12 protein-coding genes and 1 pseudogene are annotated in these 15,935 nt (G+C 48.2%); all 13 read right to left on the bottom strand.

The annotated features are described in order from the left end of the window. Nucleotides 1–43: 43 nt before the first annotated feature. Nucleotides 44–1,291, bottom strand: a complete 1,248-nt coding sequence (locus tag DCMF_RS28355) for a (Fe-S)-binding protein (protein ID WP_148137562.1) — start codon at nt 1,289–1,291, stop codon at nt 44–46. Next, on the bottom strand, nt 1,288–3,984 hold the full coding sequence (locus DCMF_RS28350) for an FAD-binding oxidoreductase (RefSeq protein WP_214658969.1): 2,697 nt from the start codon (nt 3,982–3,984) through the stop codon (nt 1,288–1,290). The genes DCMF_RS28355 and DCMF_RS28350 overlap by 4 nt, the downstream gene beginning before the upstream one ends. Nucleotides 3,985–4,055: 71 nt before the next feature. Beyond that, nucleotides 4,056–6,164, bottom strand: coding sequence for an acetate--CoA ligase family protein (locus DCMF_RS28345; protein WP_148137560.1), 2,109 nt, complete (start codon nt 6,162–6,164; stop codon nt 4,056–4,058). Between the two features lie 14 nt (nt 6,165–6,178). Continuing rightward, on the bottom strand, nt 6,179–6,721 hold the full coding sequence (locus DCMF_RS28340) for a 2-oxoacid:acceptor oxidoreductase family protein (RefSeq protein WP_148137559.1): 543 nt from the start codon (nt 6,719–6,721) through the stop codon (nt 6,179–6,181). Further along, nucleotides 6,722–7,453, bottom strand: a complete 732-nt coding sequence (locus DCMF_RS28335) for a thiamine pyrophosphate-dependent enzyme (RefSeq protein ID WP_148137558.1) — start codon at nt 7,451–7,453, stop codon at nt 6,722–6,724. Next, entirely contained in the window at nt 7,454–8,530 is a 1,077-nt protein-coding gene (gene vorB, locus DCMF_RS28330) for a 3-methyl-2-oxobutanoate dehydrogenase subunit VorB (RefSeq protein WP_148137557.1), read from the bottom strand. 11 nt (nt 8,531–8,541) lie between these two features. Further along, nucleotides 8,542–8,742 (bottom strand): 4Fe-4S binding protein, encoded by a 201-nt coding sequence (locus DCMF_RS28325; RefSeq protein ID WP_148137556.1) that lies wholly within the window; start codon nt 8,740–8,742, stop codon nt 8,542–8,544. Nucleotides 8,743–9,111: 369 nt separating this feature from the next. Then, a complete protein-coding gene (locus DCMF_RS28320) occupies nt 9,112–9,912 on the bottom strand; it encodes a methyltetrahydrofolate cobalamin methyltransferase (protein ID WP_148137555.1) in 801 nt (266 codons plus the stop codon). A gap of 13 nt (nt 9,913–9,925) precedes the next feature. After that, on the bottom strand, nt 9,926–11,119 hold the full coding sequence (gene pylC / locus DCMF_RS28315) for a 3-methylornithine--L-lysine ligase PylC (protein ID WP_148137554.1): 1,194 nt from the start codon (nt 11,117–11,119) through the stop codon (nt 9,926–9,928). 4 nt (nt 11,120–11,123) lie between these two features. Further along, nucleotides 11,124–12,209 carry a methylornithine synthase PylB gene (gene pylB, locus DCMF_RS28310; protein WP_148137553.1) on the bottom strand — a complete coding sequence of 362 codons (1,086 nt, stop codon included), beginning with the start codon at nt 12,207–12,209 and terminating at the stop codon, nt 11,124–11,126. Nucleotides 12,210–12,360: 151 nt separating this feature from the next. Beyond that, nucleotides 12,361–13,773 carry a trimethylamine methyltransferase family protein gene (locus DCMF_RS28305; RefSeq protein ID WP_148137552.1) on the bottom strand — a complete coding sequence of 471 codons (1,413 nt, stop codon included), beginning with the start codon at nt 13,771–13,773 and terminating at the stop codon, nt 12,361–12,363. Between the two features lie 27 nt (nt 13,774–13,800). Then, complete coding sequence (locus DCMF_RS28300; protein WP_148137551.1) at nt 13,801–14,451, bottom strand: corrinoid protein; 651 nt, start codon at nt 14,449–14,451, stop codon at nt 13,801–13,803. Between the two features lie 51 nt (nt 14,452–14,502). Continuing rightward, nucleotides 14,503–15,927 (bottom strand): annotated as a pseudogene (gene mttB, locus DCMF_RS29935) ([trimethylamine--corrinoid protein] Co-methyltransferase). Nucleotides 15,928–15,935 lie beyond the last annotated feature (8 nt).

Here is a 15,935-nt window from a genome sequence, read left to right as displayed (position 1 = left end):
TAAAAGGAGTGAAATTCCCATCTACTTGCCAGGCTCAAACACTTCACCGAGAGGCCTCCAGCACCATTTCCGCTAAATGTTTCACTTTTACCGGCACATGAAACAACCTGGCGCCGCGTTCCAACTGCATCACACACTCAGGGCAGCTGGTAACGACGATGGAGGCGCCGGTTGTCCGAATATGCTCCATTTTCCTTTCCAATACCGCCAGCGATAATTCCGGGTGGGTTGCCAGATAGGAGCCGGCAGCGCCACAACACGCATCCTCTTCAGGCAACGGGACAAAATTGATTCCGGCAATGGATTTTAATACTTCTACCGGCTCCTGCCCCGCTTTCAGCCCCCGGGCCATATGGCAAGGCACGTGATAAGTGACAGTTTGATTCTCGTAAAACAGGCTCTTGCCGTGATCCATCTTGGAGAGCAGTTGGGCAAAATCTACTACTTTCGTGGATAAACACAAGGCCTTTTCATAATAAGGGTCGGTACGTTCAAACAATTTGGCATAGTCCTTCAGCTGACTGGTGCAGCTGACACAGTCTGACACAATATATTCATATCTGTTCTGCAAGAATATGTCAATATTTTTTTTGGCCAATGCTCTGACTATTTCGCTTTGGCCATAGGTCAGTGCCGGCAACCCGCAGCAAAAGGTTTCCGGTATTTCCACCTGGCATGCCATTTTTCTCAATATGTTCACGGCAGCCATGGCCTGCGCGGGTTTCAGGAGGTTGGTGGCGCAGCCTAAAAAAAAGCCCACTTTCCATTTAGGGTGATTGGGATTCGATTCCAGGCTTCCTTGTTGGTCGCGAAAGGTGGCACTGATGCGGGGGATAAAATCTTCCGCTTTGGCGAGCGGTCCCAGCATATTGATCAGACCGCTTTTTCTCAGCAGGGAACGCAATCCGGCATTTTGGTAAATTTTTAACAGCCGGTTGGTTAAGACCAGCCGTCTGGGATAAGGGAGAAAATGATGAAACATTACACGTTGAATCAAAGGTGTTTTTCGTGCGGCAAATATTTCTTTGGCGCTATATAAAATATCGGTGACCGGAACGGCGGAAGAGCAGTTGGCCGCACAGCTTCCGCACATTAAGCATTCATAGATGCCGTCTTTTAGTTCTTCATCAAAGGGCAATTCTCCTGCGGCGGCGAAACGCAGCATAGCCAGCCTCCCTCTCGCTACCGATCCTTCCCGCTTTGTTTCCCGGTATATGGGGCAGACAGATTGACAATCCCCGCATTTGGCGCACTTAGAAGCGTTTTCATGAATCCACTGTAAATCTTTCATATCGCTAGCCCTCCTAATGTTCTGTCCGGGCTGAAGATTTTTTTGGGGTCCAGCATTTCCTTCAAACGCAGGCCGGCAAAATCTTTCGGCTTATTTCCCTCCCAGATGCAAATGCCCGGGTCGGCTTCTAAGGTATGGGTGCCAAAAACAAATGATTTTCTAAAATCGGCTCCCATCTCCGTGATAAAATCGGCCAGGTCTTTTTTGTCCCCGGAGAAGGCGGCATATAAGAGACCGCTCGCCCCATCCCCATAGAGGGATACTTTTCCTCTATGGCGAAATCTCAGCACCTTTTCCATCCAGCCGGGAAGATCGGAGAAGCGCAGAGAACTTTTTAGCACCGCTTTGTTGTCGCCGTCAGGCGGAATATATTTGTCATAGAATGCTCTGCCGGGAATATAATCGGGGTCTTCGTCTTCTTCCCATAAGGCTACTTCCTTGTTTACCAGTTCATTGAGCATTTTTAACTGCCGGTCTACCGATTCCGCTTGACCGCTGATGCCAAGATTCACATAGTGTTTTTGGTCATGAACGGCAAGATCAAAGCTAGTGAGGGCCAGATCCTTCTGTTGTACGGAAAAAATAAAATCGATGAAGGCCTGGTAATTTTCCGACACATAGGTTCGATGCAGCGCTTTTCCCGGTAAGGGAAAAATTTTTACCGTAATTTTGGTGATAATACCCAGTGTGCCCCAGGATCCTACAAAGAGTTTGCGCACATCGTATCCCGCCACATTCTTGATCATCTTGCCCCCATAGTGAATGTTTTTTCCATCGGCCGTAACAACTTCCAAACCCAAGACCAGATTTTTTAAGGTGCCATATTTGAGTCTTAAACTTCCGGTGCTGTTAGCGGCAACGATCCCCCCCAGGGTGGGAGAACCTTTTTCCAAAGGATTTACCGGCAGCATATAGCCTTTTTGATGCAACATCTCTTGAAAGACGTTCAATTCTACACCCGCTTCTACCGTAGCAGTGAGATTTTCCCCGTCAATTTCTATGACCTGATTCAGATTGCTCAGTTCGGCAATCACATCATAGGGCTTACCGTAAGTGCCTAGGGATACCTTTGTTCCTTTCCCCCACGGTACGATTTTGATATCATATCGATGTGCCAGCCTTACCATCGTTGCTATTTGCTCAACACTTTCGGGCCTGATCACACACCAGGGTTGATGATCGTTCAGGGAATAGGCTTTTCTTGTTTCCTGATCAAAATGTATGCCCCCGATTTTAGCAATTTCCAGTTCCTGTGCATATTGATCTCTGCGAAAATCCTCACTGAGGGTGCCGGAGATCTGTTCCGTACGCTCCGTCGGCATCTGGGAAATATTCTCCGGAATTACCTTGCCGGGATTTAATATTTTCTTGGGATCCAAGGCGAGTTTGAGCCGCCACATGAAGCTCAATTCCTCCCGGGAAAAGAGTAAATTCATTCCTTTTAGTTTTTCTATCCCCACCCCATGTTCCCCGGTAATCGTCCCCCCCAGCTCTATGGCATGTTCCATCATCTCGCTAAAGCCCAAGTGGGCCCGCTTGGTTTCCTCCTCATCATGGTCGTCGTAGATAATGGTGGGGTGAAAATTTCCATCCCCGGCATGACAGACACTGGCAATGACCAAAGCATATTTCCCGCCTATTTGTTTGATGATATTGAGCATTTCCGGAAGTCTCGTGCGCGGAACCGCCACATCCTCCTGGGCATAGGTAGGTCTTTTACTGACAAAGCAATTCAAGGCCTCCCGCCGCCCCAGCCAGAGGGTTTGCCTTTCTTTTTCTGTTTTTGCAACTCTGATTTCCGATGCCTTGCTTTCATTACAAATGGAAACAATTCTTTGTACCTGCCCATCCAAAGTTCCGGCAAAACCGTCTACTTCTATGAGAAGCACCGCTTCGGCATCCAGGGGATAGCCCAAGGGCATGGTTTCTTCTAAGGCTTGAATGGCCAGGTGATCAATGATCTCCAGAGCGCTGGGAATCATTCCCCGCCCCATGATTTGAGATACGGTTGTTACAGCATCCTCCAAGGTAGGAAAGACCGCCACCAGCGTCTTCACTTCCTCAGGCAGTTTGATAATTTTCAGCCACGCTTTCGTTATGACGCCAAAGGTTCCTTCCGAACCATGCATCAGGCCCGTCAAATCATATCCGGCACCAGCCTGCACAGGGCCATGGGACAAAATCACCTGTCCGTCGCTTAACACCATCTCCAAGCCGATCACATTATCGGTGGTGACACCATATTTCACGCAACGCATGCCCCCAGCGTTTTCCCCAATATTTCCCCCGATGGTGGCCACGCCGAAACTGGCCGGGTCCGGGGCAAAAAAGTATCCGTGGGGCTCCAGCGCTTTTTGTACGGCCATATTGGACACCCCAGGCTCCACCGCAATATAGCGATCTAAGATGTTTACTTCCCATATGCGATCCATTTTCGCCATTTCCAGAATCACAGTTACCCCTTGGGAGAGGGTATCGCCGCACAGGTTGGTTCCCGCCCCCCTGGCAATAACGGGGACTCCATAGTGAGAAAGAATCTTTAGCACTTCTGAAACCTCTGCCGTATTCTTGGGGAAAACAACCGCCGACGGCGGGGGGCCGGACAAATGAACGGAATCCCGGTAGGCGGTCAGGTCCGTTTTTTTCGTTAACACATCCTTCTCGCCCACCACACCCCTTAGTTTTTTGAGCACTATTTCTAAATTACTCTTCTCCAGTGGAAACACTCCTTTCTAGCTATTTTTCTGAGTCACCGCCCAAAGGCTTAATCCTCTTGCTGCCTGTTAATGATCAAAGCATCTACCGCGCAGACACCTTTGCCTTTGGGATATACCATCAAAGGGTTGATGTCCAATTGGCTTAAGGTATTTTTGTGATCAGCGGCAAAACGGGCAATTTTTACGATCGTTTGGGCCAGAGCTTCTATGTCAAGGACATTCCGCCCCCGATACCCATTAAACAAGGGAAAGGCCTTTAGTGACTGAAGCATGGCTAAGGCTTCACACGAATTAAGGGGCGCAGGAGACAAGGATACATCTTTAAATACTTCCACAAAGACGCCGCCCAAACCGCATAATACGACCGGACCGAATTGGGGGTCATTATGCACACCCAGGATCATTTCCAAACCCTCGGGGAGCATTTCTTGAATTAATACACCATTTACTTTGGCCTCCGGTTTATGTTTTCTCGCATTGTCCATAATCCGGCGGAAGGCTTCCCCGGCAGCAACATCATCCCGGATGCCTAACATAACGCCGCCCATATCCGATTTATGTAGGATTTCAGCCGATTCCACTTTCATCACCACAGGATAGCCGATATCTTTTGCCGCCCTTGCTGCTTCTTGTGCACTGGTAACAATCACCTCTCGCGTCACCGGCACCCCATATTTCTTGAACAATTCTTTGCTGGCATGCTCAGAAAGAGCCTGTAGGGGCAGGTTAGTGGCTGCGGTGTCGGGCAAGGCCAGTTCCCATGCCCTCTCTTCCGTACGATAGTTCACAAAATCAGCTAAATAGTTCAAGATGGAAAATGCATAATTGGTAGGAGGCAAGATGGGCACATGAAGATTCTCCAGTTTATCCAGGTATTCCTGATTTCGGGTGTTCTCCACAAAGGGAATAATGGCAATGGGTTTGGCATTTCCCTGGGCAATCACCTTTTCAATGGCTTCCGTGATATAATAAATGGCCGGGTCGGCAATATCCAAGAGCAGCGTATACCCGATCAACACCATACCGATCTGGGGGTCATCCATCACGGTGCGCAGGGCCTTTGCATAAAGATCACTGTCGTAGGATAAGGTGGTCGTGGTATCCAAAGGATTGTTCGGCGTGGCATAATAAGGTAACATCTCCACCAATTTGGCATTCGTATCCCGGGTAAAGTCCGGGAACTTAATCTGATGCAGATAGCCCACATCGGCACAAATCCCCGTCTCTCCCCCGGACAGATTCATGGCGGCAAAAGTGTCCTTGGCCGGGTATTGGTCTAATACTGAGAACAAGACAGATGCCGCCAGCAATTCTTCCATATCCTTCACACGGATCACCCCGAATTTTCTAAACACGGCATCAAATACCTCATCCGCCCCCGACATACTCCCCGTATGGGACGCCGCGATTTGGCTGCCCTTTACCGATCTGCCCGTTTTCAAGACAACCACCGGCTTTCTTTTGAGGGCGGCTTTTTTTAATACTTCTGCAAACTTTTTCGGATTGTGCAATCCTTCAAAATAGGCGCTGACGACCTTGGTATCTGCGTCTTCTACCAAGAAATCCAGGTAGTCCTCAATGGTGATCACGGGGCTATTTCCCGCAGAAATCACATAAGAAAACTTAATATTGGGGCTTTCCATCAAAGACAGGCACAGTTGGCCGCTTTGGGCAACCAATCCCACATTTCCTTTCCTGTCCCGGTCTTGAGAGATAAAGGGAAAGCCCACCACCCCGTCCCGATAATTGATAAATCCGGCACAGTTGGGCCCCATCAAGGCAATATCCAGCTCTTGACATAAATCTATTAACTTCTTTTCGTCCTCTTTGCCTTCCCTATTGCCTACTTCAGAATAACCGCTGGCAAAAACCACAGCTCCCCGGCAGCCTTTGGCCCCAGCCTGCCGGAGTAGGTCGTTGACCGTTTTTTTAGGCGTACAGATAATCACCACATCCACATCGCCGGGGATCTCATCAACCGACCGATAGCACTTTTTCCCGTGCACGCTTTCCCATTTCGGATTGACGAAAAAGGTCTTTTCCAACTTTCCATATTTTTTAATATTGGTACAAATATCCCCGCCAAAGGTGCCCTCCTTTTCGCTGGCCCCTATAATTGCCACGGTTTGAGGTTTTAAGAGTTTTACGATATCCATTAGGTTCCCTCCCTTTATTGATTTTCGTGGCACAAGGCACAGCCTAAATAAAAGCACTTGGCATTGGCCGGATTTACTTTTCCTTTTCCGGCAAAAAAATCATCAATCCCTTGGGCAAAAAATTCTTTCTCAAATAACTTGGTTTTTTCCACAAAAGCGCCCAGCATGGCCAGGTTGGCCCCTCTCGGATTGGCAGCCTTCGCCGCCACTTCCGTAACAGGGACAGGAACGATATCAATATCTTTGCGGAATTCCTTCCCGCACACGATGGAGCTGTTTACAATCATGAAGCCGCCGGCTTTTACCTTGCCTTCAAATTTGTCTACCGCCAGCTCATTCAGGGCAATGAGCACATCAATGTCTCTCACAAAGGGGCTGGCAATCTCTTCGTCGCTGATCTTAATATGGCAGTTGGCCGTGCCGCCGCGCATTTCCGATCCATATGAAGGAATCCAGGTGACATTCTTCCCGGCGTCAACGCTGATCTTGGCCAGAATCAACCCTGCGGTTAGAACGCCCTGGCCCCCAAAACCGGCACAAACAATATTGGTGGCCATTTATTTTTCACCTCGCTTCATGTACTCCCCAAGGGGATAAACGGGCAAAACATCTTTTTCTATTCTGGCGATGGACTGAAGGGGCGTCAGGTTCCAGTTGGTGGGACAGGGTGAAAGGATTTCCACAAAGGAATACCCTGCCGCATTCATTTGGGCTTGAAAGGCATTTTTCAGATATTTTTTGGTCTTATTAATTTCCCCCACACTGGTCACCGCTCCCCGGGCCAGATAAGCGATATCGAGCGTTTTTAGCATCTCAAGCACTTTCAGCGGTTTGCCGGTTAAGTTTACATCCCGGCCATAGATACTGGTGGTGGTTTTTTGCCCCTCCAGGGTGGTAGGGGCCATTTGGCCGCCGGTCATGCCGAACACACCGTTATTGACATAAATGACGACTATTTTTTCATTTCTTGCCGCCGCCCAGATCGTTTCAGACAAACCAATGGCAGAGGCGTCGCCGTCGCCCTGATAGGTAAACACCGCCTTTTCGGGCCGGCACCGTTTCAGACCCGCAGCGACAGCTGCCGCCCGGCCATGGGGAGCCTGGATCTGATCAACGCCGAAGGTATCCATCAGCCAGCAGGCGCAGCCCACTGCAATGGCACATAAGGCGTCACTTTCCAGTTTTAATTCTTCTAATACTTCTCCCACCAGTCTGGTGATAATGCCGTGTCCGCACCCAGGGCAATATTTACTGTCCTCAATGATCGTTTTGGGAAGAATTTTTTGCATTTAGTACACCGCCTTCCTGGTATCCCGGAGGATATCCTTCACTGCCTCGAGGATATCCTCCGTTTCCGGAACAGCGCCCCCGCTTAAGAAGGAATAAGCCGGGACGGCACATTTTGTTGCCAACGCCACGTCCTCTATCAATTGACCCAGGCAGCTCATCTCTACGGATAAAATCCCTTTTATGGAATCCGGCAGTTGTGCAAAAGCCTTTGTGGGAAAAGGAAATAAGGTCACCGGCCGGATCAGCCCCAATTTAATACGGGATTTCCTGGCCAGGTGGACAGCTTCTTTACATATTCTCGCGCTAATTCCGTAACCGACCAATAAAACCTCTGCGTCCTCAACCTGCACCGCTTCCCAGCGCTGTTCCTGTTCCCCCATGGCGCGATATTTATCTCTCAGATAAGCCTCATAGGCTTTGATGTCCCCATTTTGGTCATAATAAAACCGGGTCGTTACCTGTTTGTGCTTGCCGCTTTTGTTGCCGGTCATGGCCCAGGGGAACCGATCCGGATCATGGGTTTTGCACGGAGGCAATTCAACCGCTTCCATCATTTGTCCAATCGCCCCGTCAGATAATATCAGCACAGGGTTTAAATATTGCTCCGCCTTATCAAAGGCCAAATAAGTGAGGTCGGCATTTTCCTGCACGGAGGCCGGGGCATAAACCAGAACCCGGTAGTCCCCGTGGCCGCCCCCTTTCACAGCTTGGAAGTAATCCCCCTGGGCCTGGTATATATCGCCCAGACCGCTGCCATATCTGGCCACGTCCACCACGACACAAGGCAACTCTGCCGAGGCAATATAAGAAATACCTTCTTGTTTCAGGGTAAAACCCGGGCCGGAAGAGCTGGTCAGGGCCCGAAAGCCCGTCGCTGCAGCGCCATAAACCATGGAAATGCCGGCAATTTCCGATTCGGTCTGGACGAAAGTCCCCCCCACCTCCGGCATTCTCCACGACAAATATTCTAAAATCTCACTTTGCGGCGTAATGGGATAGCCGGCAAAGATCCGGCACCCCGCCCGCACCGCCGCTTCAGCCAATGCTTCATTTCCCTTCCATAATTCCTTCGCCATCTGTTCTCCTCCTATTCGGCAATCTCAAACACATAGTCCGGGCAAATAATATAACAAGAGCCGCACTGGACACATTTTTCTTCATCGACAACAACAGGCTGATAGCCCTTTTTATTGAATTCGTCTGACTCCGATAGGGCATTTTTCGGGCATGCCTTGATGCAATAACGACATGCTTTGCATCTGTCCCTATGTAAAATCATTTGAGACATTCGGGTTCCCTCCCTTATTTGTATACAGTACACTATAATTTATTTTTATGATAATCTTGCGGTTATTATAACAGTCAGATATAATTTTGTCTATATATAATCTATATTTTATCACTTTATTTGTGGATTGTAATTCTTGTTTCTATTGTATACATTATTTCTAAATATATGTTGTATACAATTGAGAATGTGCTGGAGATAGGAAGAATCTTAAAATTAAGAAAGATGGGTTCGTCATGAATGGAGCAGAGTAATCAAACTATCAAAATGCTCCAGAAATCTTTTTCGTTCTAAAGAAAAAGCAGCGAAACGGACGCTGCTCAAATTGCCATTATAAATACAAGCAGAAATATTCTGAATCAGCCATTTTTATTCCTGATACATGCCTTTTCTATGGGCAGTAAGGTAACCCATGCAGAAAGCATCTTGCGCCAGCAATGCCTGGGCGCCGTAAACAAATCCCATCATTGTTTTATCAAGAGGATTCAAGATGTAACCATCCATTCCCCTGCCCATGGTGAGAACCATGAAAAGCCGGTTCAATACCGCTCTGTTGGGAAGTCCAAAAGAAATATTACTTAACCCGCAGATTTTATGTACCTGGGGAAACTCTTTCGTAATAAGATCAACTGTATCCAGCACTTCAATTCCCGCATTGTTGCCCACACTGATTGGTTTTACCAGCGGATCAAAGTAAATATTCTCCTCCGGGACACCGGCTTCTGTCAATCTCCCGTGCAACGCCCGGGCTACTTTCATTCGTTCCGTTCCGGTATTGGGCATACCATGATCGTCCATACACAAAGCCATAATTTTTGCCTGATACTTTAAGACCAGAGGAAGAATCTGCTCAAAGCGCTCTTTTTCTCCAGTAATCGAATTGATCATGGGCTGGCCATACCGGGCCAAAGCCAAGCCCGCTTCAATGGCTTGAGGATTAGGACTATCCAGACACAAGGGAGCCTGTACCGCTTCCTGGACTGTATTCACTAACCATTCCATGGTTTCAATTTCGTTAAAAACCTGGGTGCCGCAATTCACATCAATATAATTGGCGCCTGCTTCCAACTGGTCAATAGCAATCTTCTTAATTCCTTCCCCATCCCGTTTTTCCACTAGTTCGTTAATCGCTTTCCGGCTCGTATTAATTAATTCTCCAACAATCAGCATGAAGATCCTCCTTTTATTTCCGGTTATTTGCTCTTTGGGGCATCTCGTGCACATTTTTCGGTGCTGCATCCACAAAACAGGGAATTTTGAATTGTTTTTGCATCGTTTCGATCGTTTTCATGCGCTTCATCCGGACTTCGGCCACGTCGCTTCCCGTATGAATCAGCCTGGCCACCCAAGAACTCTGTCCCGGCCGATAATTCGTGATCGCCTCTTCCGCCCCAAAAAAGTTTTGGTGTAAAAACATGGGGCCCCGGTCCGGTATTTTGTGCTTGCCAATCGTCTCCATCCTTTGAGATGTTACTTTCACGTACTCGGATATCACAGCCCTGGCATCCCCAAAAGTCAAAACGGTATCCATTATGCCTCGTCGATAAACACCATCCAAAAGGACTAACATGTTCAAGCCCGTTGATTTATATACGACAATAGGAGTCTCGCTGGGCAATTTAGCGGTAATCCCCAGCACCTTGAGTGTTCCCTGATGATCAACTACTTGAATATTGGCTATTCCCTCCAAATTAATCATCGCACCCATCTTTTCGCCCAAACTGCAAAATTCTTGCTGGTGTTCATAGGTTAATTTAGTGGGAGCAGATACACGTTTGCAATCAAAACACCGATCCATGTCTAAATCAGTTACTTGTAAAGTACGATATATGCCTTGGCATCCAATCACTTCAAGAGAATAATAATCTCCCTTTAAAAATTGCTGAATCACCAATTCCTCTCGCTGGGCCTGATTTTTATCCAAAAATCCGGTTAATCCACTTTGGGTGGATATGAGCCGGCTTTTCTCTTTAAAGCCCGCAGGTCTCACCATCACCGGCAGGTCACACTGAGGCCAATGACCGGGTGCGGGAATTTCGTGGTGCTGGAAAAGAATATGGGACTTTAATCTGGAGGAAGTGATAGAATAGCAGAACCGGTCAAAAATCATGGGACATTTACATTGGCCTGCCAACCCGACCAGGCTATCCAATGTTCTTTGATCCTGTAAAGCAGGAATCACCAAATCTGCTTCCTGAGCGATTTGGACAAATCTCTTTCCTTCCTCATGAATATCCAGTTGAAAAAATTTGTCGCACATACCCGTTGCCGGTGCACCAGGATCTTTATCAATTAAAATCACTTCCCAACCGGCCTGATGGGCCAAATAGGCGGCTTCTATCCCGGGCAATTTTCCCCCCACGATCACGATCTTCATCTCATCACCCGGCTTTAATCTGACGCTTTCTTAATTTCTCTTTTTCAGCAGTGATAAAGCTTTGGTATTCCTCCAAGCTTGCCGCTCTTAATCCCATTTGATCCAAGATAGGTAAAACTCCCTGCACCGTCCGGTATCCTTCATTAATATCTTTACAGCTTTGTGCTACTCCGGCCAGACCCAACTGAGGGGGGATCAAAGAGGTAATCACATTAGCCCCCGCGTTCAGTCTGGCTTGCAAGCCTTCCACACCGTCTATATCCAAGGATGCCGGTATGAGGCGATCCGGAAATAGCAGGCGAAAAACGGCAATCACCACCAGTTCTCTGATCCGGGAAGGCATAGAACAGGCTGCCAACGGGGTTCCTGCCTGAGGAACGAAACTCATCACCCGGATTTGCTGGGCCCCCAGGTCCTCCATATTTTGCACAGAGCTGGTAATATCGGCAATCGATTCCCCGATTCCCACCATGATTCCCTCTTCCACCAGCAGCCCTGCCCTTTGAGCCAGCCTTTTGCTTTCCATCCGGGCGGAATAGCTTTGATCCAGTCTTAACCGGGAGAATAATTCAGGATTATGGGTCTCCTGATAACAAGCAAACCAATCTGCCCCCGCCGCTTGAAACAGAGTCAGAGCATCCCCCGGTACGACCCCAGGTGACACCATGATGGGAAAACCGGTCTTTTGCTTCACCAGCTTGACCAGCGCCGACAATTTTTCAAACCCATTCTCCTGGTAATAAAAGAGGGGATCTTCTCCTAAAGTTAAATCAATCAGGTGCACACCCGATTCAGCCAGTTGGCAGGCGGCTTCTACGGTTTCTGCGTTGCTTTTTCGATAACGCTGGCTTTTCTGATTCGCGCGCCGAAAATAACAAAAAGTACAATTGTTGCGGCACCAGGTGGAAAAATATAAAAAGCCATATAAAAATATCTTTCGCTGAAAATATTCCTGCCGTGCCCTTCGGGCAGCCTCAAAAAGCATATCCAGCTCTGTGCTGTCCTGCAGATTTAAGAGAAATATAATCTCCGCAAAGGACAATTTCTGGTGAGATAGTGCTTTGTTGATCACTTTTTCCAATGTATTCATAAACACCCGCCTTTCCTGGACGGTGAAAAATTGCTTGTTAACTTCCCCAAATTCTAGAAGAAAAGGGGAACAAACCAGCAGAAAGCGAAGCCGTTCTGCTGGTTGTTCTTTTTACCGTAGAAACATCCTGTCAGGATGATCCGAAAAGGTACTAGTTCTCCTGGGCTGCCGAAATAATCCGGTCAATTTCTTTATTAACCTCATCATGGAGCGGTTCCACCTGGTGGGTAGCAAGAATTTCTTTCGCTTTCCGTTTCGCCGCATCTTCTAATGTTTCTCCTTTTGCCGCCCACTTCTCGAAGGTCTGTCTGTCTCCCAGAGGCGGAACCCACAATTCCCCTGCTCTCAGGAACTTCCTGGTATGTTTATGGGTCAGGAAATTGCCTTTACTATTAACCACATCTCTAATCACTTCTACCGCTAAGGTATCTTCCGAGACGGTAACGCCCTTAATCGTTCGCTGCACGACCGAAGCAAGTTCATTGTCAATCACCAGCATGATTAGGCAGGAAGCCAAACAATTGTCCAAAGAACCGGCAGCACCGATAATATCCGTGCCGACCAGGGCAGGCAGTAAAGCATTATATAAATGCTCGTACCCGCTCTGGGTTCCTGCGATCTTGGCCGCTCCGGAATAGCCGACAGCAGTGGAAGGGATGTGATAATATTTGGATAATTGAATGGAAGCCGCTGCGGCCAGGCCCATTTCCGGCATGGCCCACAAGCCGACGCCAGATTTCATATCCATAAAAGTGACCCGGGGAGACATTACCACCGGTGCCCCTGATTTTACCATCTGGCTGGCCACCACACCGGCAAGAATTTCCGCATTATGCTGCGCCACAGAACCAACCAGTGTCATAGGGCCGGTAGATCCCATCATGGGGCAGGGAACAATGCCCAAAGGCATCCCGGCTTCTACGATATCAATTAAGGCTTCCGCAGGGTGCAAGCCATATTCCAGAGGACTTATCGAGGAAACTTCAATATAGGCTACGGGTTTTTCCCGCATAGCAGTTTCCCCTCCGGCCACAGCCGCCAAAACTCCTAGAATTGACTTCATTTCATGGCTGGATTCGGCACAAATGCGCATGGGTTTAATCGTATTGCGCAGCATGGTAGCCGTTTCCACAGTCACAATAACATCCTGGGGGACATCTCGCGGGAAAACCGGGGAAATCACGTCGATAAATTCCAGGGCATCGGTAACCCGGGAAAATTCCGCTAAATCCTTAAGATAACAATCCCGTCTTTCTCCAGTGTCAAGGTCCATAATAGACGGCGTACCTACACAGGTATGGGTATATGCTTTTAATTTGCCCATTTCCAAAGCACAACGGCCATTGCGGTCATAGATATTAAAAGCCGCCGGAACCGTTTTCAGCGCTTTCTCGATCACCGTCTGCGGAAAAAGGATCCGGTCTCCTTCTTCCAGACAACCATTTTCCAGGAGCAACTTTTTAAACCGCTCGGATAAAGTATGAATCCCGATCGTTCCCAATATTTTTAATGTCGCTTCATGAACTTGCATCAATTCTTCGTCGGAAAAAAAGTCGAATCTCATGTGCTCACTCCCCCTTTATTTATAAATTTAATGAGTTTTTCCCATCAGCTTTTTTGCCACCTCAACTGCTACCGTAGCGTCTTCCGCATAACCGTCCGCACCAATTTTGTCGGCCCAGGCCTGGTTAATGGGCGCTCCTCCGATCATCACCTTAACCGACTTCCTCAAGCCTTCTTCTTCCAGAAGTTCAATGATTTCCTTTTGTCTGGCCACGGTTGTCGTAAGCAGGGCCGAAATCCCAACGATATCCGGCCTTTGCTCCTTAATTTTCTCAATAAATTTCTTTGCCGGCACATCTATGCCCAGATCCAAAACCTCAAAGCCCGAGGTTTTGAGCATCATGATCACAATATTTTTTCCAATCTCATGCAAGTCGCCTTCTACCGTACCCATGAGCACTTTTCCCAAAAAATCTCTGTTTTTCCCCGCTAAAAGAGGCTCTAAAATTTTGATTCCTGCTTCCATCGATTTAGCCCCCAATAATAAATCGGGCAAATAGAATTTTCCCGCCGCAAAATTCTGCCCCACAATTTCGATACCCCTGGTCAATCCTCCATTAATGATCTCCAGAGGCTCAATCCCTTGTGCAACTGCCAGATTGGTTACCTCTGCCACCTTTTCCTCATCGCCGTCAACGACTGCCTCGGCTAAATCCTTTAAGATTTCTTCTTTTGCCATTATCATCAACCTCCTCCATTTTTTTATATCATTTCATGCTTAGCTTCGCCACTATTTCTTTTTTACGCCGTATTCCTTTTCCGCTTCTTCAATAATTGCCCGGAAGGTTTCGGCTGCTCCCGCCGGCAGGGGGTCAGGTTTATAGTTCTCCAAAATATCGATGGCCTGTTCATATGCCCGCTGGGTAAAGTCTTTTGCCCCGTCAGCGAGCCAGGCCTCCCGCATCCTCCGGTCTATGAGCCGGGTGGTCGATTGGACTCTCCGGAAATGATGGAAGGTGTGTTCATGACTGACGAATTCACCAGCGGCACCTACCTGCTTGATGACATCCACAGCCAAATCCTCATCGGTAACATCAATTCCTCCCACCGCTTGCTTAATCATGCGGGCAATTTCATTGTCCATGACCAATTGGGCGTAATCCATGGTCATGCCCAATTCCAGCATGCCCAGCCCGTAGATTAAATTGGCTCCCGCTAATGCCGGTAAAATTGCGGTAATCGTCTTCTCATGAGCCGCCTGGGCATCCGGGACTTTACTGTCCGCCTACCCTCCGGCTACCCAGCTGGGAAGTAAATAATACTGCGCCAGCTTGGCTACCGCGGCATTAATCATGCCCAATTCAGGACATCCTACCGGAGAGGTGGTATATTTTAAATCCATCATGGTGGTAGAGCTTCCGTAAATCACCGGCGCTCCTTTACTCGTCAGTTGATTTAGGACAATGCCGCCTAACACTTCTGCATTATGGGTAACAAGAGTGCCTGCCAGTGTCACCGCCGATGTCCCGCCGGCTAAAGCCATGGACAAAATATTAATGGGAACGCCCAGCCGGGCACACTCAATAATTACTTCCGTGCTTTCGGGAACTAACTGCAGAGGGCTTACCGGGCAGGTAATACAACTGTATATGGGCCGTTCTCTTAATTTATCTTTACCTCCGACTACTGCAGCGGCCATTTCCACTACTTTGCGCAGGTTTTTGGCCCCACCGCAGCCCTGGAAGAGATGTTTAGACGTATTGGTCAGATTAATCTCAACCTCGTGCAGGGGGGCTACCGCTGCCGGCACATCTTGAGCCGAAACTGCTCTTTCATGAACATCAATGGCATCCAAGGCGTCACAAACACGGGCTACATCCCCTACATCTTTCTTTGTGGTACGTCGATAGGCTTTTGTGTATGGATCAATGATCATAATGCCTTCCCCAAAATTGGTAAATCCCGTTCGATTTGCTTCCAATACGATGTCATTTTTGGGGTTCCGACCCGCCAGTAAAAGGGTACTGGGAGCGCTTTGAATGGCATCTTCCACCATGTAGGGGGGAATTTTGACGATATTGTTTTTCCGGTCTACGATGGCCCCTCCGCCATCATAAATATCTTGGGCTTCCTTGCTTAAGATCCTGATTCCGGAGTTTTTCAAAACATCTAAAGTGGCACAATGGATGGCGTATAATTCATCATCGGAAAACATATTTAGAC

The organism is Candidatus Formimonas warabiya (assembly GCF_002777255.1).
In the GTDB taxonomy this organism is placed as follows: domain Bacteria; phylum Bacillota; class Dehalobacteriia; order Dehalobacteriales; family Dehalobacteriaceae; genus Formimonas; species Formimonas warabiya.
This window is presented reverse-complemented; position numbering and strand designations above follow the sequence as displayed.

Bases quoted from the DNA above. Each gene is read 5' to 3' on its own strand.
- DCMF_RS28325 (WP_148137556.1), bottom strand. From the start codon at position 8,742: ATGTCTCAAATGATTTTACATAGGGACAGATGCAAAGCATGTCGTTAT.
- vorB (WP_148137557.1), bottom strand. From the start codon at position 8,530: ATGGCGAAGGAATTATGGAAGGGAAATGAAGCATTGGCTGAAGCGGCG.
- DCMF_RS28305 (WP_148137552.1), bottom strand. From the start codon at position 13,773: ATGAGATTCGACTTTTTTTCCGACGAAGAATTGATGCAAGTTCATGAA.
- pylB (WP_148137553.1), bottom strand. From the start codon at position 12,209: ATGAATACATTGGAAAAAGTGATCAACAAAGCACTATCTCACCAGAAA.
- DCMF_RS28320 (WP_148137555.1), bottom strand. From the start codon at position 9,912: ATGCTGATTGTTGGAGAATTAATTAATACGAGCCGGAAAGCGATTAAC.
- DCMF_RS28340 (WP_148137559.1), bottom strand. From the start codon at position 6,721: ATGGCCACCAATATTGTTTGTGCCGGTTTTGGGGGCCAGGGCGTTCTA.
- pylC (WP_148137554.1), bottom strand. From the start codon at position 11,119: ATGAAGATCGTGATCGTGGGGGGAAAATTGCCCGGGATAGAAGCCGCC.
- DCMF_RS28300 (WP_148137551.1), bottom strand. From the start codon at position 14,451: ATGGCAAAAGAAGAAATCTTAAAGGATTTAGCCGAGGCAGTCGTTGAC.
- DCMF_RS28355 (WP_148137562.1), bottom strand. From the start codon at position 1,291: ATGAAAGATTTACAGTGGATTCATGAAAACGCTTCTAAGTGCGCCAAA.
- DCMF_RS28345 (WP_148137560.1), bottom strand. From the start codon at position 6,164: ATGGATATCGTAAAACTCTTAAAACCTCAAACCGTGGCAATTATAGGG.
- DCMF_RS28335 (WP_148137558.1), bottom strand. From the start codon at position 7,453: ATGCAAAAAATTCTTCCCAAAACGATCATTGAGGACAGTAAATATTGC.